Annotated in this window: 21 protein-coding genes; 11 read left to right on the top strand and 10 right to left on the bottom strand. The window is 72.6% G+C overall.

The window, feature by feature from the left end; genetic code table 11:
• Positions 1 to 102 precede the first annotated feature (102 nt).
• Both ABZ406_RS01760 and ABZ406_RS01755 read right to left on the bottom strand, forming a co-directional pair.
• Positions 103 to 954: an aldo/keto reductase gene (locus ABZ406_RS01760; protein ID WP_357755240.1), complete on the bottom strand. Its 852-nt coding sequence runs from the start codon at positions 952 to 954 to the stop codon at positions 103 to 105.
• Between the two features lie 100 nt (positions 955 to 1,054).
• Positions 1,055 to 2,020, bottom strand: coding sequence for a LysR family transcriptional regulator (locus ABZ406_RS01755; RefSeq protein ID WP_357755238.1), 966 nt, complete (start codon positions 2,018 to 2,020; stop codon positions 1,055 to 1,057).
• Between the two features lie 52 nt (positions 2,021 to 2,072).
• Between ABZ406_RS01755 and ABZ406_RS01750 the strand changes: the two genes are divergently transcribed.
• Positions 2,073 to 2,981: a serine hydrolase gene (locus tag ABZ406_RS01750; protein ID WP_357755235.1), complete on the top strand. Its 909-nt coding sequence runs from the start codon at positions 2,073 to 2,075 to the stop codon at positions 2,979 to 2,981.
• 154 nt (positions 2,982 to 3,135) lie between these two features.
• Complete coding sequence (locus ABZ406_RS01745) at positions 3,136 to 4,113, top strand: MBL fold metallo-hydrolase (protein WP_357755233.1); 978 nt, start codon at positions 3,136 to 3,138, stop codon at positions 4,111 to 4,113.
• 43 nt (positions 4,114 to 4,156) lie between these two features.
• Here the strand turns inward: ABZ406_RS01745 and ABZ406_RS01740 are convergent, their stop codons facing one another.
• Genes ABZ406_RS01740 through ABZ406_RS01730 form a run of 3 tightly spaced genes read right to left on the bottom strand, consistent with a single transcriptional unit; the run spans position 4,157 to position 6,548 of the window.
• Positions 4,157 to 4,696 carry a DUF1697 domain-containing protein gene (locus tag ABZ406_RS01740; RefSeq protein ID WP_357755231.1) on the bottom strand — a complete coding sequence of 180 codons (540 nt, stop codon included), beginning with the start codon at positions 4,694 to 4,696 and terminating at the stop codon, positions 4,157 to 4,159.
• A 29-nt stretch (positions 4,697 to 4,725) separates the two neighbouring features.
• Positions 4,726 to 5,394, bottom strand: coding sequence for a response regulator transcription factor (locus ABZ406_RS01735; RefSeq protein WP_357755229.1), 669 nt, complete (start codon positions 5,392 to 5,394; stop codon positions 4,726 to 4,728).
• Complete coding sequence (locus ABZ406_RS01730) at positions 5,391 to 6,548, bottom strand: sensor histidine kinase (RefSeq protein WP_357755226.1); 1,158 nt, start codon at positions 6,546 to 6,548, stop codon at positions 5,391 to 5,393. The genes ABZ406_RS01735 and ABZ406_RS01730 overlap by 4 nt, the downstream gene beginning before the upstream one ends.
• A 169-nt stretch (positions 6,549 to 6,717) precedes the next feature.
• On the opposite strand from ABZ406_RS01730, the gene ABZ406_RS01725 reads away from it, so the two are divergent.
• From ABZ406_RS01725 to ABZ406_RS01715, 3 genes are read left to right on the top strand one after another with little or no spacing between them, the layout of a single operon-like run.
• Positions 6,718 to 7,467 (top strand): ABC transporter ATP-binding protein, encoded by a 750-nt coding sequence (locus ABZ406_RS01725; protein WP_357755223.1) that lies wholly within the window; start codon positions 6,718 to 6,720, stop codon positions 7,465 to 7,467.
• Complete coding sequence (locus tag ABZ406_RS01720) at positions 7,461 to 9,887, top strand: FtsX-like permease family protein (RefSeq protein ID WP_357755220.1); 2,427 nt, start codon at positions 7,461 to 7,463, stop codon at positions 9,885 to 9,887. The genes ABZ406_RS01725 and ABZ406_RS01720 overlap by 7 nt, the downstream gene beginning before the upstream one ends.
• A gap of 42 nt (positions 9,888 to 9,929) precedes the next feature.
• Positions 9,930 to 10,916, top strand: a complete 987-nt coding sequence (locus ABZ406_RS01715; RefSeq protein ID WP_357755217.1) for a hypothetical protein — start codon at positions 9,930 to 9,932, stop codon at positions 10,914 to 10,916.
• Between the two features lies 1 nt (position 10,917).
• Here the strand turns inward: ABZ406_RS01715 and ABZ406_RS01710 are convergent, their stop codons facing one another.
• From ABZ406_RS01710 to ABZ406_RS01695, 4 genes are read right to left on the bottom strand one after another with little or no spacing between them, the layout of a single operon-like run.
• Positions 10,918 to 11,478: a heme-binding protein gene (locus tag ABZ406_RS01710; RefSeq protein WP_357755215.1), complete on the bottom strand. Its 561-nt coding sequence runs from the start codon at positions 11,476 to 11,478 to the stop codon at positions 10,918 to 10,920.
• 32 nt (positions 11,479 to 11,510) lie between these two features.
• Positions 11,511 to 12,254 (bottom strand): hypothetical protein, encoded by a 744-nt coding sequence (locus ABZ406_RS01705; RefSeq protein ID WP_357755213.1) that lies wholly within the window; start codon positions 12,252 to 12,254, stop codon positions 11,511 to 11,513.
• A 2-nt stretch (positions 12,255 to 12,256) separates the two neighbouring features.
• Positions 12,257 to 13,054 (bottom strand): ABC transporter permease, encoded by a 798-nt coding sequence (locus ABZ406_RS01700; protein ID WP_357755211.1) that lies wholly within the window; start codon positions 13,052 to 13,054, stop codon positions 12,257 to 12,259.
• Positions 13,051 to 13,947, bottom strand: coding sequence for an ATP-binding cassette domain-containing protein (locus ABZ406_RS01695; protein ID WP_357755208.1), 897 nt, complete (start codon positions 13,945 to 13,947; stop codon positions 13,051 to 13,053). The genes ABZ406_RS01700 and ABZ406_RS01695 overlap by 4 nt, the downstream gene beginning before the upstream one ends.
• Positions 13,948 to 14,080: 133 nt before the next feature.
• On the opposite strand from ABZ406_RS01695, the gene ABZ406_RS01690 reads away from it, so the two are divergent.
• The 4 genes from ABZ406_RS01690 to ABZ406_RS01675 all read left to right on the top strand — a co-directional run bounded on the left by ABZ406_RS01690 (position 14,081) and on the right by ABZ406_RS01675 (position 18,116).
• On the top strand, positions 14,081 to 15,334 hold the full coding sequence (locus ABZ406_RS01690) for a histidine kinase (RefSeq protein WP_357755206.1): 1,254 nt from the start codon (positions 14,081 to 14,083) through the stop codon (positions 15,332 to 15,334).
• Entirely contained in the window at positions 15,313 to 16,095 is a 783-nt protein-coding gene (locus ABZ406_RS01685) for a response regulator transcription factor (RefSeq protein ID WP_357755467.1), read from the top strand. The genes ABZ406_RS01690 and ABZ406_RS01685 overlap by 22 nt, the downstream gene beginning before the upstream one ends.
• Before the next feature lie 145 nt (positions 16,096 to 16,240).
• Positions 16,241 to 17,617, top strand: a complete 1,377-nt coding sequence (locus ABZ406_RS01680; protein WP_357755204.1) for a DUF234 domain-containing protein — start codon at positions 16,241 to 16,243, stop codon at positions 17,615 to 17,617.
• Between the two features lie 145 nt (positions 17,618 to 17,762).
• Positions 17,763 to 18,116, top strand: a complete 354-nt coding sequence (locus tag ABZ406_RS01675; protein ID WP_357755202.1) for a hypothetical protein — start codon at positions 17,763 to 17,765, stop codon at positions 18,114 to 18,116.
• 103 nt (positions 18,117 to 18,219) lie between these two features.
• On the opposite strand, the gene ABZ406_RS01670 is transcribed toward ABZ406_RS01675, so the two are convergent.
• Positions 18,220 to 18,999: a D-Ala-D-Ala carboxypeptidase family metallohydrolase gene (locus ABZ406_RS01670; protein ID WP_357755200.1), complete on the bottom strand. Its 780-nt coding sequence runs from the start codon at positions 18,997 to 18,999 to the stop codon at positions 18,220 to 18,222.
• 304 nt (positions 19,000 to 19,303) lie between these two features.
• On the opposite strand from ABZ406_RS01670, the gene ABZ406_RS01665 reads away from it, so the two are divergent.
• Both ABZ406_RS01665 and ABZ406_RS01660 read left to right on the top strand, forming a co-directional pair.
• Entirely contained in the window at positions 19,304 to 19,942 is a 639-nt protein-coding gene (locus tag ABZ406_RS01665; RefSeq protein WP_357755197.1) for a hypothetical protein, read from the top strand.
• A 42-nt stretch (positions 19,943 to 19,984) separates the two neighbouring features.
• Positions 19,985 to 20,449: a PPOX class F420-dependent oxidoreductase gene (locus ABZ406_RS01660; protein ID WP_357755194.1), complete on the top strand. Its 465-nt coding sequence runs from the start codon at positions 19,985 to 19,987 to the stop codon at positions 20,447 to 20,449.
• Positions 20,450 to 20,455 lie beyond the last annotated feature (6 nt).

The following is a 20,455-nucleotide window of genomic DNA, read 5'->3' as shown; positions in this document are numbered from 1 at the left end:
GCGTGATTGACCGCCGGGAACAGCGTGATGCCTCAGGGTCATCAAGATGACTCTGAGGCATCACGCATTCAGGAGACCTGCCCGCCGAGCAGCGGACCCAGGTCAGTTGGGCAGGTAGGCGAAGGTGTCCGGGTTCGGGCCCTGCCGGCCGGCCTCGCCCTTGTCCAGGGCGGTGATCCGCTCCATCGCCGTGTCGTCGAGCTCGAAGTCGAAGATCCGGGTGTTCTCCTCGATCCGCTTCGGGGTGGTCGACTTCGGGAAGATGATGTCGCCGCGCTGCACGTGCCAGCGGAGCACGACCTGCGCCGGGGACCGGTCGAGCTGCCCGGCGATGTCGACAACCGTCGGGTCGTCGAGCACCTTGCCCTGCGCGATCGGCGACCACGCCTCGGTGAGGATGTTGTGCGCACGGCCGTAGGCGCGAACCTCGTCGTTGCCGAAGTACGGGTGCGCCTCGATCTGGTTCACCGCCGGCACGACGCTCGCCTCGTCGGCCAGCCGCTCCAGGTGCGACACCTGGAAGTTGGAGACGCCGATCGAGCGGGCCCGGCCGTCGCGCTGGAACTCCTCCAGCACCTTCCACGTCGACACGTAGTCGCCGTCGTACAGGGTCGGCAGCGGCCAGTGGATCAGGAACAGGTCGATGTAGTCCATCTTCAGCGCCGCCAGCGTCGAGTCGAACGCCTGACGGGCGTCGTCGGGGCGGTGGAAGCCGTTGTTCAGCTTGCTCGTCACGTGGACCGAACCCCGGTCGAGGCCGGACACGCGTACCGCCTCGCCGACCTCGGCCTCGTTGCCGTACATCTCGGCGGTGTCGATGTGCCGGTAGCCCACCTCGAGGGCGGTGGTCACCGCGGCGACGGTGTCCTTCGGCTCGATCTGGAACACGCCGAAGCCGAGCTGCGGAATGGTGGTGCCGTCGTTCAGGCTGATGTCGGGAATCGTGAGTGCCATTGCGGCTCCTTCGCGTCGTCTTCGTTGCGTGTCCTCCATACCCGGGCAACCCGCCGAATCACCGCACGACGCGGGGTGACGAGCGCAACGTCGGACCGATTCACCCGGTCGTGTCGAACAGCACCGGCCACGGCCGCGCCGCCGGCACCGACGTCGCCGGCGGCACGGGCACCGTGGGCTCGGCCTCGGCCAGCACCTCCGCGGCGAGTTGACCGAACATCGCCGCCGCCGGGTGCGCCGACCGGTCCGGCCAGGCCGCCGAGGTGCGCCTGGTCAGCGGCGCGTCGGTGATCGGCCGCCAGGCCATCCGGGGCTCCCGGCGGGCCACCGCCGCCGGTTCCACCGCCACGCCACCCCCGGCCAGCACCAGCCCGCACAGGAACTCCGGGTTGCGGGCCGGGCGCACCCTGCCCGGCCGCCAACCGTGCTGTCGGCACACCGTCAGCAGGTGGTCGTGCCAGCCGGGGGCGGTGGCGCGGGGCGCGGCCACCAGATCCAGACCGGCCAACGACGCGAGCCCCACCTCGCGGCCGCGGGCCAGCGGCGAGGTCCGCGGCAGCAGCACCCCCAGGGGTACGTCGACCGGGGCGCCGAACCGCAGCCCGTCCGCCGCCACCGGGTGGTGCACGAGCCCCACGTCCAGGGTCCGCTCGCCGAGCATCCGCACCTGCTCGGCTGTGGTCAGCTCGTGCAGTTCGACGTCCAGGCCGGGCGCCCGGGTGGTGAGCCCGTCCAGCAGCGAGCGCAACGTCACGGCGGGCGTCTCCGGTGGCACCCCGGCCCGGAGCACGCCCAGCTCACCGGCGCGGATCTGGCCCATCAGGCTGCGGAGTCGACCCTCACCGGCGAGCAGTTCCTCCGCCTCGCCGAGCAGCAGTTCACCGGCGGTCGTGAGGCGTACCTGGCGGCGGGACCTGTCGAACAGCTCGACTGTCAGTTCCCGTTCCAGCCGTTGGATCGACTGGCTCAGCGGCGGCTGGGCCATCCCGAGCAGCTCCGCGGCCCGCCCGAAGTGCAGTTCGTGTGCGACCACCACGAAGTGCCGCAGATGCCGGAGCAGGTCCACGGCCGGGACCCTACGCCAGCGCCGACACGGTGGCCCTGGATAGCGTGCTGGGGTGGACGTGGAGGAACGGATCGCTGCCATCTTCGCCGCCGTCGGGGTGACGGCGAGCCTGCACGTCGTGGACCTGGACGCCGTCGACCTGACCGCCGAGGGAGGCGGCGGACGCGAGGTCGGGGTGCGGGCCGACGAGCAGGTGGTGATCGCCTCGATCTTCAAGATCCTGCTGGTGGTGGAGTTCGCCAGGCAGGTCGAGGCAGGTCAGCTGGACCCGACCGAACGGGTGCTGGTCACCGCCGCCGACCGGCTCGGCGGGTGGGGTCTGGCCGGTTGCACCGACGACGCCGAGGTGTCGCTGCGCGACCTCGCGTACTTCGCCATGTCGGTCACCGACAACACGGCAGCCGACCTGCTGCTGCGCCGGGTCGGCCCGGACCTGCTGCCGATGCTCGCCGTCGAGCTGGGGTTGACCCGTACCCGCGTCCTCGGTGGTCCTCGGGAACTTGTCGAGATGATGCTCGCCGACGTGGGCGCCCGGACCGAGGCGGAGTTCGCCCGGATCTTTCCCACGCTGCCGGTGGACCGGGTCCGGGCCATGCGGGTCTTCGACCCCGCGCACACCACGTCCAGCACCGCCCGGGACATCACCCGACTGCTCACGCTGATCTGGCGGGACGAGGCCGGGCCGGCGGCGGCCTGCGCGATGGTGCGCACCTGGATGGCACAGCAGATCTTCTGGACCCGGCTGGCAGCCGGTTTCCCTCCCGGCGTCCGGGTCGCCGGAAAGACCGGCACCCTGCCCGGGTTCCACCTGGAGGCCGGTGTCGCCGAGTACCCCGACGGCGGCCGATACGCGATAGCCGTCTTCGCCCGCGCCGAACAGCTCACCCCCCGCCGCATCGACGTGGACCTGGCCATGGGGGAGGCCGCCCGTACTGCCGTCGAGGCGCTGCGCGGCAACTGATTTCGCGTACCCCAGAGCGCTTCCGCACCCCCGGTGACCCGGTCCGATATCCGTTGGCGTATCGAAGCCCACCGCCCTTGATCTTGGACCGGGCCCCGTTTCCGCTGGTTGGGTCGTGGTCGACACATCGCCCGACCACGGGGAGCAGATCCGCATGCCCAGTCTCGACCGCCGGCGCTTCCTGCGCGACGCCGCCGCCACCACCGCAGTGGTCTCCGCCGGTGGCCTCGCCGCCGGAGTCGCCACCCCGGCCCAGGCCGCACCCTCGGCCACCGCCCCCACGCCGACCACTCGCCGCAGACAGGCGGTCAGCTTCCGCTGGTGGGGTACCGCCGGCTGGCGCGTCGACATCGGCGACCGCACCGTTCTCGTCGACCCGTACCTCAGCCGGATCGACACCGGGCTCTTCGCCGGCCCGTTCCGGACGGACACCCCGTTGACGGTGCGCACCGACGTGATCGATCCGCGCGTCGACAGAGCCACGACAGTGCTCGTCACGCACACCCACTGGGACCACTTCATGGACGTGCCGTACATCGCCGGGCGCACCGGCGCAAGGGTGTTCGGCACCCTTACCGCGTACCACCTCGGGTTGGCCTACGGGCTGCCGTCGACGCAGCTCAGCGCCGTGAAGGGTGGGGAGGTGCTCGACTTCGGCGACCACAGCGTCGAGGTCGTCGGCTCGCTGCACAGCCGCAACCCGTCGTACTCGGTGGCCTTTCCCGGGGTGCGGGTCAGCCCGCCCCCGCGGCCGGCCACCATCGCGGACCTGCCGGAGGGCGACACGCTGGGCTACCTGCTGCGGGTCGACGGCGGCCCGTCGGTCTACTTCACCGGGGCCAGCGACGTCGCCGAACGGAACCTCACCGGCCTCGCGCCCGACGTGGCGATGGTGGCCATGCAGAACGCCACCACCACGGGCGACTACCTGCCCCGGCTGCTGGCCGGTCTCGACTACCCGAAGGTCGTGGTGCCGGTGCACTACGACAACTTCGAGACGGCGTTGCGGAACCCGCCGCCGGTCGCCCCGACCGACCGCACCCGGCTCAACGAGATGATCGCGGCGGTGCGCCGGATCTCGCCGCGCAGCCGGGTGCTGGTGCCCGAGTACGAGACTGCCTACCACTTCTGAGCGGCGTCGGTGGGGGTCGCCGAGCCGCGACCCCCACCCGAGGTCAGGAGGCGGTCATCTCCGCCAGGGCCCGCACCGACTTCCAGTTGCGGGAGGTGGCCGCCACGCCGAGCTTCTTCTCCAGGTACGCGTTGGTGAACTTCGACCGCCCGTAACCGCCGTCGACGTAGTGCAGGAACACCTCCCGGCCGGTCACCGTGAACGACACGTTCTCGGCGCCGGGCACGGCCAGCGCGTCCACAAGGGACGTCTTCGGTGCGGTGGCGAGGAAGGCCACCAGCAGTCGCGTCGGGTCGTCCTCCCGGTCGGCGTACGGGTTGCCGCCGGCGACCGCCGCCAACTCCCGACCGCTGCGCACCAACACCGGCACCGTCAACGCCAACTCGTCGGTGAGCGCCCGCCCGATCCCGGCGGCCAACGCCTCCGCGTCGCGCACCGAACTGCTGAAGGCCACGTTGCCGCTCTGCAGGTACGTCGTGACGTCCTCGTGCCCGAGGTCGCTGACGATCCGGCGCAGGTCGGCCATCGCCAGCCGGGTGGCGCCGACGTTCACCCCGCGCAGCAGGGCAACGTACCTGGTCATGGCTCCTCCTCGGGTGCGGGTCGACCGGCTCAGCGTAGGCTGCCCGGCCCCACCAGGCCCGTCTCGTACGCGACGATGACCAGTTGTGCCCGGTCGCGTACCGCCAGCTTGGACAGCAGCCGCCCGACGTGCGTCTTGACGGTGGCCTGACTGAGGTTGAGGTGCGCGGCCAACTCCGTGTTGGACAGGCCCCTGGCGATCAGCGCGAGCACCTCCCGTTCCCGATCGGTCACCCCGTCGAGCCGCCGGGGCAGCGGTCGGGTCGGCTCCGGCTGCCGGGCGAACTCGTCGATCAGCCGGCGGGTCACCGTCGGCGCGAGCAGCCCCTCCCCGGCGGCGACCACCCGGATCCCGGTCAGCAGGTCCGCCGGTGGGGTGTCCTTGAGCAAAAATCCGCTCGCTCCGGCGCGCAGCGCCCCGTAGACGTACTCGTCCAGGTCGAACGTGGTCAGGATGATGACCCGCGTGTCGGCGGTCGCCGGGTCGGCGCAGATCCGCCGGGTCGCCTCGATGCCGTCCATCTCCGGCATCCGGACGTCCATCAGCACCACGTCCGGCCGGTGCTGCTCGGTCAACTCGACGGCCTGCACGCCGGTGCCCGCCTCCCCGACCGTCGTGCAGTCCGGGCTGAGGTCGACGAGCAGCCGGAAACTGCCGCGCAGCAACGCCTGGTCGTCGGCGATCAGCACCCGGATCACGCGGTCACCCGGTAGGGCAGGCTGGCCGTCACCGCGAAGCCACCGCCGGACCGTGGGCCGGCGCGGAACTCCCCGCCGTGCAACGCCACCCGCTCCCGCATGCCGATCAACCCGTGCCCCTCCCCGCCGATCACCACCGGTCGCTCACCGTCGTCGGTCACCTCCACCCGAACCTCGTCGGGCAGCACCGTCACAGTGGCCCGGCAGGCCGCCGGTGCCGCGTGTTTCACCACGTTCGTCACCGCCTCCTGCACGATCCGGTACGCCGCGAGGCCCACCGACTCCGGCACCGTGCCGGCCGGCTCGTCCCGCCGCACGTCGAGCTGCACCTCCACGCCGCCGATGGCCGCCTGCCGGGCGAGGGCCGGCAACTCGTCCAGCCCGGGCGTCGGCGCGTACGGGCTGTCCTGCCGCAGCACGCCGAGCACCCGCCGGACGTCGGTGAGCGCGGTGCGGCCCGTCTGCTCGATGACCCGGAGCGCGGCGCCCGCCTCGCGGGGATCAGCCTCGGCGACGTGGTTGGCCACTGCCGCCTTCACCACGATGAGGCTCAGCGTGTGCGCGACCACGTCGTGCAGCTCACGCGCCACCCGCAACCGCTCCTCGGTGGCGGCCTGGAGGACCAACTGGTCGCTCTGCCGGGTGGCGAGGGCGCGTCGTTCCCGGATCAGCCAACCGATCACCCAGGCCGGCGCAACCATGACGGCGGCGTAGACGACACCGCCGGTACGCGACCAGAGGTCACCCGCTGTCAGCACCAGGCCGACGCTGACCAGCGCGAGACACCCGGCGGCGCAGAGCATCGACCGGCGGGTGGGCGTCGCCACGGCCACCGTGTAGAAGGACAGGCCGATGGCGAACGCCGGCGCGGCGGCCGCGAAGTTGGGTATCACCCCGGTGATCAGGGCGACGGCGGCGATGAAGCTGATCACGACGGCCACCGCCATCGGCCACCGTCGCCGGACCGCCAACGGCAACCCGAGGGTCATCCCGACCAGCACCGACACCCAGAGCGGCTCCCGTACGCCGCCGTGCAGCGGCGACTCCAGCGCCGCGTACGGGCAGAGCAGGCCACCGACGGCCACCGCCAGCAGAGCATCCACCCGGTACAGGTCCACCGGCCGCATCCGTCGGGTCAGCAGGAGAGCGGTCATCCGTCGAACGGTAACGGGCGGCCGGGTCGGCCGCGTCCGCCTGCGGGCGGTCATCCCGCAGGACGACGTACCGGCGTGTGCGGGTCGTCGACTCCACCCGGGGGAGGACCGCAAAGAGCCCGCTCCGGCCCGACGCGCCGTACCCGCCGTGTTCGGCAGCGTAACGGTCATGACCACAGACACGGTGACAGTGACGGGGTTGCGCGCGGTGTACGGCACCGGAACCCGGCGGGTGACGGCGCTCGACGGCGTGACCACTGGCTTCGCCAGCGGCACGTTCACGGCGGTGATGGGCCCCTCGGGCTCCGGTAAGTCGACGCTGCTGCACTGCGCGGCGGGGCTGGACCGCCCGACCGAGGGGGTCGTCACGATCGACGGCACCAGCCTCGACGACCTCGGTGAGGACGAGCTGACCCGGCTGCGACGGGACCGGATCGGCTTCGTGTTCCAGGCGTTCAACCTCGTGTCCACGCTGACCGCCGCGCAGAACGTCGAGTTGCCGTCGCGCCTGGCCCGTCGGCGTACGCCGGCCGGGGACGTCGCCGCCGCCCTGGACGCCGTCGGGCTCGCCGACCGGGCCGGGCACCGGCCGAGTGAGCTGTCCGGCGGGGAGCAGCAGCGCGTCGCGGTGGCCCGAGCGTTGCTCACCCGTCCGGCGGTGGTCTTCGCCGACGAACCCACCGGGGCGTTGGACAGCGCGTCCTCCCGGCAGGTGCTCCGGCTGCTGCGGGCGCTCGTCGACGACCACGGGCAGACCGTGGTGATGGTGACCCACGATCCGGCCGCCGCCGCGTACGCCGATCGGGTCCTCCTGCTGGCCGACGGCCGGGTCGTCGACGACCTGACCGGCCCGATCACCGCCGCCGCCGTCGCGGCCCGGATCGCCGCGCGGGAAACCGTCGTGGAGTCCTCGTGCTGAGCGTCCGGCGGTCGGCGAGCGCATTGGCGGCCGTCGCCATCGGGGTCACGCTCGTCGCGGCGGCCACAGTGCTGCTCGCGTCCGGGCGTCCGCAGGTGCCGGACCGGCTGGCGCGGGCGGCGGTCGTGGTGCAGAGCCCCGAGGCTGGCGCGTCCGCGGACCAGTTCGTGCCGAGCCGGCCCTGGTCCGCCAGCGTGGCGGCGGACCTCGCCGGCAGGCTGGCCGGTCTGCCGGGCGTCGCGAAGGCGGTCCCGGACCGGAGCTTCTACGCGCAGCCGCTCGTCGACGGCCGGCCCTCGGCCGCCGACACCGGGCGGGAGGACTCCTACCAGGGGCACGGCTGGGCCAGCGCTCAACTGGGTGGGCTGCGTCTCACGGCCGGTGAGCCGCCCCGCCGCCCCGGCGAGGTGGTCGTCGACCGGGCGCTCGGGCTGCGCGCCGGCGCGCCGGTCACAGTGCTGACCGCTGTGGGCCCGGAGCCGTACACCGTCACCGGTCTGGTCGACGGGCCCGGCGTCCATGTCGCGGACGAGGTCGCCGCGGCACTCGCGCCCGGTGTGCGGGCCGTCGGGTTGGTGCTCACGCCGGGCGCAGATCCCGAGCGGGTCGCCACGGCGGCTCGCGGAGTCGTCGGCGACGACGGGCGGGTGCTGACCGGTGACGCCCGTGGTGCGCTGGAACCGCGCGGCGACGCCCGCACCAGGTGGATCGGCATGCAGGTGCTCACCGCCACGGCGGCCCTGGCCGGCTTCGTCACGGTGTTCGTGGTCGCCTCGACCTTCGCGTTCACCGTCGCGCAGCGCCGCCGTGAGTTGGGCCTGCTCCGCGCCGTCGGCGCAACCGGGCGTCAGGTCCGCCGCATGGTGTACGGGGAGGCCCTCGCCGTCGGCGCCTCGGCGGGGCTCGTCGGTCTGCTGGTGGGCGCGGCGCTCGCCCCGTTGCTGGGTCGGCTGCTCGTCGACGTCGGCTACGAACCGTCGACCTTCCGGGTCCGCTACGAACTCTGGCCGATCGCCGTCTCGCTCGCCGCCGGGCCGGTGATCGCGTTGCTGGCCGTCTGGTCGGCCTCCCGCCGGGCGGCGCGGGTCCGCCCGTTGGAGGCGTTACGGGACGCCGCGGTGGAACAGCGACCGATCGGGCGGCTGCGCGCCGGCACCGGGGTGCTGCTCCTCGCGGTGGGGGCCGCGCTCAGCCTGGGCACGGCGACCGCCGACGAGGCACGGGTGGGAGCGCAGTACGCGCTCTACGCGGTGATGGCGCTGGTGGCCGGCACCACGGTGCTCGCGCCGGTGGTGGTCGGGCCGCTGGTGTGGCTGCTGCGTTTCCCGGTGCGTCGACCCGGTGGCGCGATCGGGATGCTGGTCCGCGGCGCGGCGTCGACAGCGACCCGACGGACCGCCGCCATCGCCGCGCCGGTCCTGCTCACCGTCGCCTTCGCGGTGCTGGTGTCCGGGATGGTGCGCACCACCACCGCCGCGTACGCGGCAGGTCGGGCGGACACCGTGAACGCCGGCTGGATCATCGTGCCGGACCGTGCGCCCGGCCTGTCCGACCGGGCCGTCGCCGCGACCGGTGGCACCGCGCTCCTGCCGACCACCGTCTACCGCACCGATCCCGGGACGTCTCCACCGGACCGGCCGATGACAGCGCTCGGCGTGGATCCGGAGGGCTTCGCCGCCGCGAACCGGGTGCTCACCGTCGTCGCCGGCGCACTGGACGACCTGAAGGGCGACTCGGTGGTGGTCACCGCCTCGGCGAACCGGCTGCCGTCCGAGCCGTACCCGGTGGTCTTCGCCGACGGGACGTCGGTGTCGTTGCGCGTCGTCGCCGTGGTCACCGACACGTCGATCCCCGGCGACCTGCTGGTGCCCCGGGCGGTGGTACGCGCGCACGACCCGTCGGCGCTGACGTCCACCGTGTACGTCACCGACCGGATCGATCCACCGGTCGGCGCGCGGATCCTCGACGTCCCGGGCTGGGCGGCCGAGGCGGACGCCGCCGAGGATCGCCTCGTCTGGCTCTTCACACTGCTGCTGATCGGGGTGTCCGCCGGCTACGGGGCCATCGCGGTGGCCAACACGCTGCTGCTGGCATCCGCCGGCCGCGCCGCCGACCTGCGGCTGATCCGGCTGGCCGGGGCGACCCGACGGCAGGTCGTCTGGCTGGTCACGGCGGAGTCCGCCCTGGTGGTGCTGATCGGCGCGCTGCTGGGTGGGGCCGTCGCGTTCGTCGGTCTGCTCAGCATCAGCGCCGGCCTCGCCGAGCAGGTCGGCGCCCCCGTCGACCTGGTCGTGCCGTGGCCGGTGGTCGCCGGGGTGGTGGGGTTGTGCCTGCTGCTGGCGGTGTTGTCCAGTGTGGTGCCGACATGGCGGGTGCTGCGTCACCGTCCCGCCCGATCACCTGTCGGCCTCGTCGGATGACAGTGCCCCCCGCTCGGGCGTTTGGGCCGCTACCGTCCAGGGATGCGATTCGCGCGCCCGGCCGGGCTGCTCCTCTCCGCCGTCGCAGTCGCGCTGTGGGCGTACGGCATGACCACCTGGCAACCGCTCACCGAGCCGCTCGGGCCGTGGTCGGAGCACCTGCCGGGCAACAACGCCTACTGGGCGCGCGACCTGCGGTTCATGGCGATCATGGCGGTGCCGCTCGGGTTGGTGCTGGCCGGGCGGGGGCAGGTGCGGTGGAGCGGCCCGGCGGTGGTGCTGGGCGGCTGCTGGATCGCCGCCGACGTGGCGATCGACCGGGCCGACCTGATCGGCGTCGGCGCGACGGTGCGGCTCGCCGTCGCCGGCTACGCCGTGCTCGGTGTGGTCGCGGCGGTTCTGCTCTGGTGGGAGCGTGGCAATCAGTCGGCGGCCGACCGCCGGGTGCTGACCGGCGCGGCCTGCGTGGCCGGGGTGTTGACGCTCGTGGCGGCCGGCATCGAGTCGCCGACCGACCGGGAGCCGGAGCTGAACCAGGGCGCCCTGGCCACCGGGGTGCTGCTGGTGGCCCTGGCTGTCGGTGCCGCGTTGGCGGCGGCTCCGGCGCGGACCAGGGCCCGGGTCGGGCTGGCGGCCGGTCTCACCGGGGCGGCGGTGCTCGGCGTCGGGCTGGTCCGCGTCGCCGCGCCCGGCGAGCGACTCCTGCCGGAGGCCGCCCTCGGGGCGGCGCTGCTCACCGGGGTCACCCTGCTGTCCTGGGACTGGCCGGACGGCCGCCCGATCTGGCGGCACCACGCCCTGGCCGCTCTCACCGCGTTGGTGGGCCCGCTGGTGTTCGTGGTGGCCACCGGCATCACCATGATGATGATGCTGCCGATCGGCGCGGCGTTCACCTCGCTCGCCGGCAACAGCCCGATCAACGCCGCCGACTCCGATCTGCTGCTCTCCCTGGCCGGGCTGCTGTCCGGGCTCGGAATGGCGGTGCTGCTGGCGCGCCCGAGGGTCGAGGACCGTCGACAGCTCAGGTAACTCACTCGACGACGGGCAGCACTACCTCGTTGCGGCGCAGGAACCACGGCTTCCACGGCGGGTCGAAACGCGCGTACCGGATGGCTCCTGTCGGTTGCAGGCCGGCCGCTGTCACCGACCGGCCGAGCATGGTGGCCCGCTGGCTGAACGCCTGCTCCGTCCACCGCCCGGAGAACCGCATCGCCGCCGCCAGGCGTGCCGGAACCTCGCGGACCCGGACCCGGGCGTCCACCGGCTCGGGCACCGTGGCGGTGGTGACGGTGGCCGGCATGACGAACTGGATCAGGTACGCGCCCGGCCACTCACCCTCGATCTGCACGACCGGCACCGTCATGGCGATCTTCTCCGAGCCGGCCGCCGCTGTCGCCGGCGCGGCGGAGCCGATCGGGTGCCGGGCCCGATTGGCGCCACCGAGGTACGCGGCCAGCGGCCGGAACGCCTCCAGCGGCGCCCGGGTGAACGACGCCTGGATCTGCATCTCGGCCACCAGGTGGGAGGGGTACCGACGCAGCTCGAAGCCGGGGTGTCGGGACACCACCCGGTACGGCTGCTGTTCGGTCATGGCACGGCTCCCAGGGTCTGCTGGGTCAGACGCTACCGCCCGTCCGCCTCGCGCTCGGCCGAAGTCGGCCGCTCCGGCCCGACGGCCCCTGTGGTCAACCGCCAGTACTGCCGTCCGCCCTCGTCGCGCAGCACCACCCCGACGCGACCCAGCTCGCGGCGCAACTCCCGGGCGTCGTCGCGGCGGTCCCGTTGGATCGCGCGTTCCCGGGCGCGCAGCAACGCGTCCGCCCCGGCCGGCAACCCGGGCAGGTCCGGAACCCACAGCCGGTACGCCGACAGGTGCGGGTCGCCGTCCGCCCAACCCCAGCCGTGCGCCCGGAACGCCGCCGCCAGGTGCGCGGCCGACAGGTCAGTCGACTCCCGGACGAGTTCCGCGCCGTCGGCGTCGAGCAGGACCAGATGCTTGTCGGCGAGGAAGACCACCCGGGCGTCGACCCGGGCGATGGTGCGGTTGTCGTCGGCGCGGCGAAGCTGGACCTGCGCCGCGTCGACGGTGACGATCAGCCGTTCGGCGGTGCCGATCCCGGCGATGACCAGCCCGGCCAGCACACCCACCCCGACCGTGCCGAGGGTGGCCTGCGGTTCGGGCAGCCGGTCCAGCCACTCGACCAGGTCGCCGAACGGCACCCAGGGCAGCCGGGCGAGCCAGCCGGTCGCCGCCGCGAGCAGCCATCCCGCGCCCGCACCCAGCAGCGGAAAGCCACCCCACAGGACGACCAGCTCCAGCGGGCCGCCGCTGACCACTGTGCGCGGACGGTAGGCGGACACGTCCATGGTCAGGACACCTCGCGGCGCAGCGTCCGGAACAGCCCGGCGGCCAACGGGAGGACCATCCAGACCAGCAGGGACACCGCGATCCGCCCCCACTGCCCGCCGGTGACGGCGTCGCTGCTGAACAACGGTTCCATCGTCTTGCTGGTGTCCAGCCACTCGGACGGCCCGCGCAGCGGCTTGACCATCTCGCCGAGCACACCCCACAGGGTGGGCAGCAGCAGGTAGCCGACGATCGCCAGCGGCGGGTTGAGCAGCAGCAGACCGAAGGCCGCGCCCATCAACACGCTGGTGACCTGGAGGACAGCCGCGTTCAGCACCAGCGACCAGTCGAACTGCCAGGTGCCCGCACCGCCGGTGGCGGACGCCACGAGCGTGCCGACGGCCGCGACGGCGAGACTGGCAAGCACCGAGGCGAGCGCGGTGAGCGTCACGGCGACCAGTTTGGCGGCCACCACCCGCTCCCGGCGGGGCACCAGGGCGTACGTGGTGAGGGCGGTGCGCTGCGACCACTCACTGGTGATCGACAGGATGCCCAACACCGGTAGCAGCACCGACACCGGCAGCAGCGAGGGCACGAAGAAGGTGAGGAAGGTCTGGTCGGCGTCCTCGGCGTAGATCAGTTGCAGTGTGACGATCGCCGCGGTGGCGAGGCCGATGGTGATCAGCAGCCAGCGACCGGCCCGGGTGTCGACGAGCTTGCGTACCTCGACGGTGCCGAGGCGGAGCAGCGACGGTCGGCGTACCGGTGCCTGGTGCCGGGGCGCGACGGCTCCGGCGGCGGGCGTGGTGGTGGTGGTCATCGGACGGCCTCCTTGGTCGACTCTCCGGCGGTCAGGGTGAGGAAGAGTTGTTCGAGGCCACCGCCGTTGGCGGGGCGCAGCTCGGCCAGCGCGACGCCGGCATCGGCGGCGGCCTGGCCGACCGCCTCGGCGTCGGCCTGCACGAGCAGCCCCTCCGAGCTGTCGGCGGCGGTCAGGTCGGCCGCGTCCAGCGCCCGACGCAGCGCCGCGTCGTCGCGGGCCCGGACGACTGTGCCGCCGCCGGCCAGCAGCTCGTTCTTGTCGCCCTGGGCCACGATCCGGCCGCCCCCGATCACCACCAGCCGGTCCGCGACCGCCTCCACCTCCCGCAGCAGGTGGGAGGAGAGCAGCACGGTGCCGCCCCGGTCGGCGAAGTCGCGCAGCAGGCCGCGCATCCAGAAGATCCCCTCCGGGTCCAGGCCGTTGGCCGGCTCGTCGAGGATCAGCACCCGGGGGTCGCCGAGCAGCGCGTGCGCCAGCCCGAGCCGCTGACGCATGCCCAACGAGTACGCCCGGACCCGACGCTTCGCGGCCACCGCGTTCAACCCGACCAGGTCGAGCTTCGCGGCGACCTCGCGCCGGTCCAGACCCATGGTGTACGCGGACAGCGTCAACGCCTCGCGGCCGGTGCGCCCGGCGTGCTGGGCGGAGGCGTCCAGCAGCACCCCGACCTCCCGCCCCGGGTTGGGTAGTTCCCGGTACGGGTGCCCGGAGACGGTGGCGCGACCGGCGGTCGGTGCGGTGAGCCCGCAGATCATGCGCATGGTGGTCGACTTGCCGGCGCCGTTGGGGCCGAGGAAGCCGGTGACGGTGCCCGGCTCGCACTGGAACGACACGTCGTCCACGGCGGGGTGTGGCCCGTATCGCTTGGTGAGGTTCTCCACGGTGATCATGTGGTTGAGCGTGCCCGCGCCGCCCGGCCATCCGCTGCGGCCACCGGTCGGTGCCGCGTCGACCTTGGTCGATCATCGGATCTCGACTTTGGTAGCTGGTCGTGTCGCCCGTCGGCTGCCTAGCATGGGTGCCGTGACCAGCCTCGCCGTCCCGGAGCATCCCTGGCTGCTGCCAGGGGAGCTGGTGGTGCCGGCGGAGCGTGACCGGGCGCACCCCCGCCGCACCACCCGCGACTGGGTGGTGGACAGCCTCGCGTTCCTGGTCTCCTTGTTCTGGGTGCTGTTCGCCACAGCCGACGCCCTCTCACCCGACCCGGCGATGGCCGCCCCGCTCCCGCACGACTGGATGAGCGGCGCGGACGCCCTGATCGGCCTGGTCTGCTGCGGGCTGCTCTGGTGGCGCCGCCGATGGCCACTCGGGTTGGTGGTGGCGACGACACCGCTGACCCTGTTCTCGCTGGCCGCCGCCGTCCCGCTGTTGATCTTCTACTTCACTGTGGTGGTGCACCGACGAACCGCGGTGGCGATCGCGGTCACCGGTGCCGGTCTCGTCACCAACCTGGTCTTCAGTTGGGCGCGCCCGGACCCGAACTGGCCGTACTGGGCCACCGTGTCGTGGGGTGTGGTGATCAGCTTTGGCGTGCTGGCCTGGGGGATGTTCGTCCGGGCCCGCCGACAGTTGATCGTGTCGCTGCGCGAGCGCGCCGAGCGGGCCGAGGCCGAGCAGCAACTGCGGGTCACCCAGGCCCGCCACCTCGAACGCACCCGGATCGCCCGGGAGATGCACGACGTGCTGGCCCACCGGATCTCGCTGCTCAGCCTGCACGCGGGTGCGCTGGAGTTCCGCCCGGACGCGCCGGCCGACGAGGTGGCCCGAGCCGCCGGGGTGATCCGGGGCAGCGCACACGCCGCCCTGCAGGACCTGCGGGAGGTGATCGGAGTGCTCCGGGCCGAGGACGACGGTGCCGGCGACGCCCCCGAGCCGCCCCAGCCCACCCTCGGTGACCTGCCCGCCCTGATCGCCGAGTCGCGGGCGGCCGGGGTGCGGGTGAACGTCAGCGACAGCGTCACCGACCCGGGGGAGGTGCCGGCGGCGCTGGGCCGGGCCGCGTACCGGATCGTGCAGGAGGGGCTCACCAACGCCCGCAAGCACGCGGCCGGCGCGGCCGTCACTGTCGACGTGGCCGGCGGGCCGGGCGCCGGGCTGACGGTGGCGATCGGCAACCGGTGGCCGGTCGGCGCACCGGCCGGCGACACACTGCCGGGTGCGGGCACCGGCCTGGTCGGCATCAGCGAACGGGTGACCCTGGCCGGCGGGCGGCTCGCCTACGGTCGGGACGACAGCGGTGACTTCCGGCTGGCCGCCTGGCTGCCGTGGCCGGCGTGACGGGGCCGGCCGGGGCTGCCGGGCCTTCCGGCGTGGCGGGGTCTGCTGGCGGGGCGGGCACGTTCGGCGCGGCCGGGTCCGGGGCGGCCGCGCCGCCGGTGCGGGTGCTGATCGTGGACGACGACGCGTTGGTCCGGGCCGGGCTCTCCATGATCCTCGGCGGTCTGCCCGACCTGACAGTGGTCGGCGAGGCGGCCGACGGTGGCGAGGTGCCGGCGGCCGTCGCCGCGTACGCCCCGGACGTGGTGCTGATGGACATCCGGATGCCCCGGGTCGACGGGCTGACCGCCACCGAGGCGCTGCGGGCCCAGCCGCACCCGCCGGAGGTGCTGGTGCTGACCACCTTCGACGCCGACGAGCAGGTGCTGCGGGCGCTGCGCGCCGGGGCGGCCGGGTTCCTGCTCAAGGACACGCCACCGGCGGAGATCGTGCGCGCGGTGCGGCGGGTGGCCGCCGGTGAGGCGACGCTCTCGCCGACGGTGACCCGGACGCTCATCGCCCACGTGACCGCCGCCGCTCCCGGCCCGGTCGGCCCCGACCCGCGCCGGGAACGCGCCTTGCGGCTGCTCAGCGGGCTCAGTGAGCGGGAGCGGCAGGTGGCGGTCGCGCTGGGGCGGGGCCAGACCAACGCGGAGATCGCTGGGGAGTTGTTCATGAGTGTGGCGACGGTGAAGGCGTACGTCTCGCGGTTGCTGACCCGGTTGGAACTGAACAACCGGGTCCAGGTCGCCCTGCTCGTGCACGACGCCGGCCTCGTCTGACGGGCGGTTTCGCCATGCCACATGGTCGAGCACATCAAATCGGATGAGGTTACACTCATTTTTGGTTGTTCCACCGTTGGTTGTGTCAGGAGTGATCGTGGACGGCTTTGTCGGACGGGACCATGAGCTCCATCTCCTGGGCGGCATGCTCTCTCGGGTGCAACGGGGTGGCCGTGCCGGGCGGCCTGGGCGCGCCCTCCTGATGCGAGGTCGCCGACGGGTAGGAAAATCCCGACTGGTCGAGGAGTTCGTGGAGCGTGCCGGGGTGCCGCACCTCTTCTTCACCGCCTCCGCGCAGCCGACCGTCGCAGCCGAACTCGCCCTCTTCGTGGAGGAGGCAGCCGCGTCGACGCTGCCCGGCGCGCAGATCCTCCGCGAGCAGCAGCCACGTACCTGGGACGCCGCGCTGACCCTGCTCGCCGCCGCGCTGCCGACCGACCGGCCGAGCGTCGTCGTCCTGGACGAGATGCCGTACCTCGTCGCTGGCGACCCGGGCTTCGAGGGAACGTTGCAGAAGGTCTTCGACCGTGAGTTGTCCCGGCGGCCGGTCCTCCTGATCTGCGTCGGATCGGACCTGGCCATGATGGAAGCCCTCAACGACTACGGCCGGCCGTTCCACCAGCGGGCCACCGAGATGGTCATTCCGCCCTTGAGCCCGGCCGACGTCAGCGACATGCTCGGCCTGTCCGCCGCCGACGCGTTCGACGCCTACCTGGTGTCCGGCGGGCTGCCGCTGATCCTCGACGAGTGGCCGACCGGCGCATCCGTCCACGACTACCTGACCGACGCGGTACGGGATCCGACCTCCGCCCTGCTGGTGAGCGGCGAGCGGGCGCTGGCGGCGGAGTTTCCGCCCCAGTCCCAGGCAGGTCTGGTGCTGCGGGCCATCGGCTCGGGAGAGCGGACCTTCTCGCTGATCTCCCGCGCGGCGGGGGATCTTCCGCAGGCGTCTCTGAACCGTGCCCTGCGCCTGCTGACCCAGAAACGGGCAGTGGAGGTCACCGTTCCGCTGTCGACCAAGCCCTCGCGGGAATCCCGGTACGCGGTGGCTGACCCGTACCTGCGGTTCTGGCTGTCGTTCCTGGGGCCGTATCTATCCGAGATCGAGCGGGGCAGGGGTGACCTGACCCGGGACCGGATCGGCCGGTCGTGGGCGTCCTGGCGAGGGCGGGCCATCGAGCCTGTCGTCCGGGAAGCGCTGCGCCGGCTGCCCGGTGACCAGTTGCCGGCGGAGGCGGCGACGATCGGCGGCTACTGGACCCGGACCAACGACCCGGAGATCGACATCGTCGGCGCCGACCGTGCACCCGTCGCTCAGCGGATCAGTTTCGTCGGATCGGTCAAGTGGCAGGAGAGCCGGCCCTTCGACGCGCATGACCTGGGCCGTCTGCTCCTGCACCGATCCCGGCTCCCCGGTGCCGACGAGTCGGTGCCGTTCGTCGCCGTGTCCCGCAGCGGCACTGCGGTGGACGGCATCCGGGTGTTGTCGGCAGACGATCTCCTTACCGCGTACCGGAATTGAACTTTCGTCAGGTGTCCGCCGTACCCATGGCCGAGGATGTCGGTGCGGTAGGTCCGCCGTACCGCTGCCGAACTGCGGGAGGCCTGCCGTGCGAGTTGGTGAGCAGTCGACGGATCCCATCGATCAGGTACTGGGTGAGGTGCCGATGCCGGCATCGTTGACCCCGGAGGATGTTCGGCTCGCGGTCCGGGCGGTGGTGGTGCACACCGCCGAGGAGTGGCCCACCGGGCCGCTGTGCCGCAACGACGGCGCCTCCTACCCGTGCCGGCTGCACCGGTGGGGGCGACGGGTGTTGGAGACACACGGGCTCAACGAACGCCAGATCGAGGCGTTGATCCGGCACGGAAATCCGTTCGTGCACGTGCCGTTCCCGTTCACGGCCACCGGGCCGTCGCGGCAACAGGCCGCGCGGGCCGTTCCCCAGGGGGTACGCCCCACCGCTGCTGGCCGGTCGGTGACTCCCCCCGTCACCGCGCCGCGCTGGCCCCGGGCGAGCTGAGCGCGCTGTCCCCTCCGCCCGCCAGACCCGGGGCGACACGACGTCGGCCCGACGCGGGGATTCCCCCCTCCGCGTCGGACCGACGTCGCTCTCGGCGTGCTGTTCAGTTGCCGACGCCGCAGTCCGGTGCGGACCAGCTCGTCGTGTTCGAGCTGCTGTCGCTGTTGTTCTCTCGACGCGAGTCGACGTGAACGTGGTCGTCGTGGTCGGGATAGCCCGGCCCGTAGATCCCGCTGAAACCGTTGCTCCGGGCGTTGCGGGCCACCTGGCACAGCGATGACGTCCGTGAGGTCACGTCGGCGGCGTTGCCGTAGAGGTGTTGGCTGTCGGACGCACCGCCGACCTGGTTGTTGCAGGCGCGACTGCGGAAGCCACTGGACACGTTGAGTGGCTTGTCACCGAGGCTCTTGCGCAGGGCCTCCAGCTTCCACATGGTGCGCAGCGCGTTCTGCTTGGTCTGTGACGCCGACAGCGGGCCGCCGCTCCACCCGCTCCCGCCGCACCCGTTGTCCAGTTCGCCGTAGGTGAAGTGCGCGGGCGTGCAGTCGTTGTCCTGGAGCTGGTACAGCTTGGCGAAGGTCTGTGGGCCGGCGATGCCGTCGGCGCGCAGCCCGTAGGCCTGCTGGAACCGCTTGACCGCGGCGGCGGTCTTCGGCCCGTAGCGGCCGTCGTTCTCCACGATGTCCCGGTTGCCGGCCCAGCCGGCGACCCGGATCTGCAACTGGCGGACGTCGTCGCCGGAGCGGCCCTGGCTCAGGGTGCGGTTCCAGGTGTAACAGCCGTCCGCGTACGCCGCCGGTGCGGCGATCACCGTCGCGATCGCGGCCCCGGGCAGGGCCAGGGCGAATGCGACGGCGGCACGCTTCAAGGTGTTTACGCGCACTGAAGTCCTCCCGATAGGAGAGCGAATGGGGTGGCTCCGGGACATCGACCGACAAGTCCCGTGATTTCCACCCTCGCACTGATCGGTGCGGTTGGAGGCAGTTAACGAGAATCGTGCTCACAATCCGCTGCCGCTGGGTGTTCCCTGGGAATTCGGCTGATTTGCGAAACAGCCATTTCCCGCCGATCACCCCTTCTGCGGGCAAGCACACCGAACGTCGCAATCTCCCACACTGAGGGTGATGTTCCCGCGATGAGAGCGGCCGGTAACGTCAGCCGCGAGCGGTGGACTGGCGGAGGTGCACGTGGCACGCGGTGGCGTCTTCTGTGTCGAGGGTCAGTGGCACCGTGACCTCAACGAGCGGGGCTCGGTGCTGCCCACCCTGGAGCTGCTGGAGCGGCTGGGCAAGATCCGCTTCATCCACAAGGACGCGGCCACCCGGGACGAGTTGTTCTACTTCCTGGACCGTTGGCTGCTCAAGCAGTACGCCGACCACCGGGTCGGCTTCTTCGCCATGCACGGCGAGCCGAGCCGGCTCTGCCTCACCGACTGGCAGTCGGTGGAGTTGAACGAGGTGGCTGAGCTGATGGCCGGCCGCGCCGAGGGACGCCGACTCTACTTCGGCAGCTGCTCGGTGCTGCGCGCCTCGGATGCGGTGCTCCGCGAGTTCCTGGAGGTCACCGGAGCCGCACTGATCTGCGGCTTCACCCGCGAGGTCGACTGGGTCGAGTCGGCGGCCTTCGAAACCGTCCTCCTCGACGTGCTCGCCAACGGCCAGCGGCACAATGCCGCCGAGCTGAGGATGGGCTCCGCCCACTGGGCGCCGCTCGCGTCGTACCTCGGTTTCCGGGTGATCTACGCGAACGGCCGGGCCTGGCGTCCGTCCGGTCGGCCCCGGGTGCCGACCCAGGTGGGGCACCGCGCCGCGGCCCGACCCCGCTGACCCGCCGCCACCGTCGCGCCCGCGCCCTGGTAGGAACGGGGGATGGCACGCAGCATCGCAACGAACAACCGGGTTGACCGGGACGGCCTGCTCGACTTCGTCCGGCCGCGGCACCGCGTCCTGCTGATGACAACCCGGGCGGACGGGCGCCCGCAGTCCTCACCGGTCTCCGCCGGGGTCGACGCGCAGGGGCGGCTCGTCGTCTCCACCTACCCCGAGCGGGCCAAGGTGAGCAACATCCGCCGCGACCCCCGGGTCTCGGCCTGTGTGCTCAGCGACGACTGGAACGGCCCCTGGGTGCAGGTCGACGGCACCGCCGAGGTGCTGGACCTGCCCGACGCGCTGGAGCCGCTCGTGGATTACTTCCGCAGCATCTCCGGCGAGCACCCGGACTGGGACGACTACCGGGCGGCCATGGTGCGTCAGGGCAAGTCGCTGATCCGGGTCACGATCGACGCCTGGGGTCCGATCGCCACCGGCGGCTTCCCGGCCCGCCTCGCCGACTGAGCGCCG

The sequence above is a fragment of the Micromonospora sp. NPDC005710 genome (genome assembly GCF_040630995.1).
Lineage (GTDB): Bacteria > Actinomycetota > Actinomycetes > Mycobacteriales > Micromonosporaceae > Micromonospora.
Note: the sequence above shows the minus strand (reverse complement) of the source record. Positions and strands in the feature narration are given on the sequence as shown.

Excerpts from the sequence above, each read along its gene's own strand:
- ABZ406_RS01660 (WP_357755194.1), top strand. The coding sequence starts at position 19,985 with ATGGCACGCAGCATCGCAACGAACAACCGGGTTGACCGGGACGGCCTG.
- ABZ406_RS01725 (WP_357755223.1), top strand. The coding sequence starts at position 6,718 with ATGACCACAGACACGGTGACAGTGACGGGGTTGCGCGCGGTGTACGGC.
- ABZ406_RS01715 (WP_357755217.1), top strand. The coding sequence starts at position 9,930 with ATGCGATTCGCGCGCCCGGCCGGGCTGCTCCTCTCCGCCGTCGCAGTC.
- ABZ406_RS01675 (WP_357755202.1), top strand. The coding sequence starts at position 17,763 with ATGCCGGCATCGTTGACCCCGGAGGATGTTCGGCTCGCGGTCCGGGCG.
- ABZ406_RS01700 (WP_357755211.1), bottom strand. The coding sequence starts at position 13,054 with ATGACCACCACCACCACGCCCGCCGCCGGAGCCGTCGCGCCCCGGCAC.
- ABZ406_RS01760 (WP_357755240.1), bottom strand. The coding sequence starts at position 954 with ATGGCACTCACGATTCCCGACATCAGCCTGAACGACGGCACCACCATT.
- ABZ406_RS01705 (WP_357755213.1), bottom strand. The coding sequence starts at position 12,254 with ATGGACGTGTCCGCCTACCGTCCGCGCACAGTGGTCAGCGGCGGCCCG.
- ABZ406_RS01745 (WP_357755233.1), top strand. The coding sequence starts at position 3,136 with ATGCCCAGTCTCGACCGCCGGCGCTTCCTGCGCGACGCCGCCGCCACC.
- ABZ406_RS01710 (WP_357755215.1), bottom strand. The coding sequence starts at position 11,478 with ATGACCGAACAGCAGCCGTACCGGGTGGTGTCCCGACACCCCGGCTTC.
- ABZ406_RS01680 (WP_357755204.1), top strand. The coding sequence starts at position 16,241 with ATGCTCTCTCGGGTGCAACGGGGTGGCCGTGCCGGGCGGCCTGGGCGC.
- ABZ406_RS01740 (WP_357755231.1), bottom strand. The coding sequence starts at position 4,696 with ATGACCAGGTACGTTGCCCTGCTGCGCGGGGTGAACGTCGGCGCCACC.
- ABZ406_RS01730 (WP_357755226.1), bottom strand. The coding sequence starts at position 6,548 with ATGACCGCTCTCCTGCTGACCCGACGGATGCGGCCGGTGGACCTGTAC.
- ABZ406_RS01695 (WP_357755208.1), bottom strand. The coding sequence starts at position 13,947 with ATGATCACCGTGGAGAACCTCACCAAGCGATACGGGCCACACCCCGCC.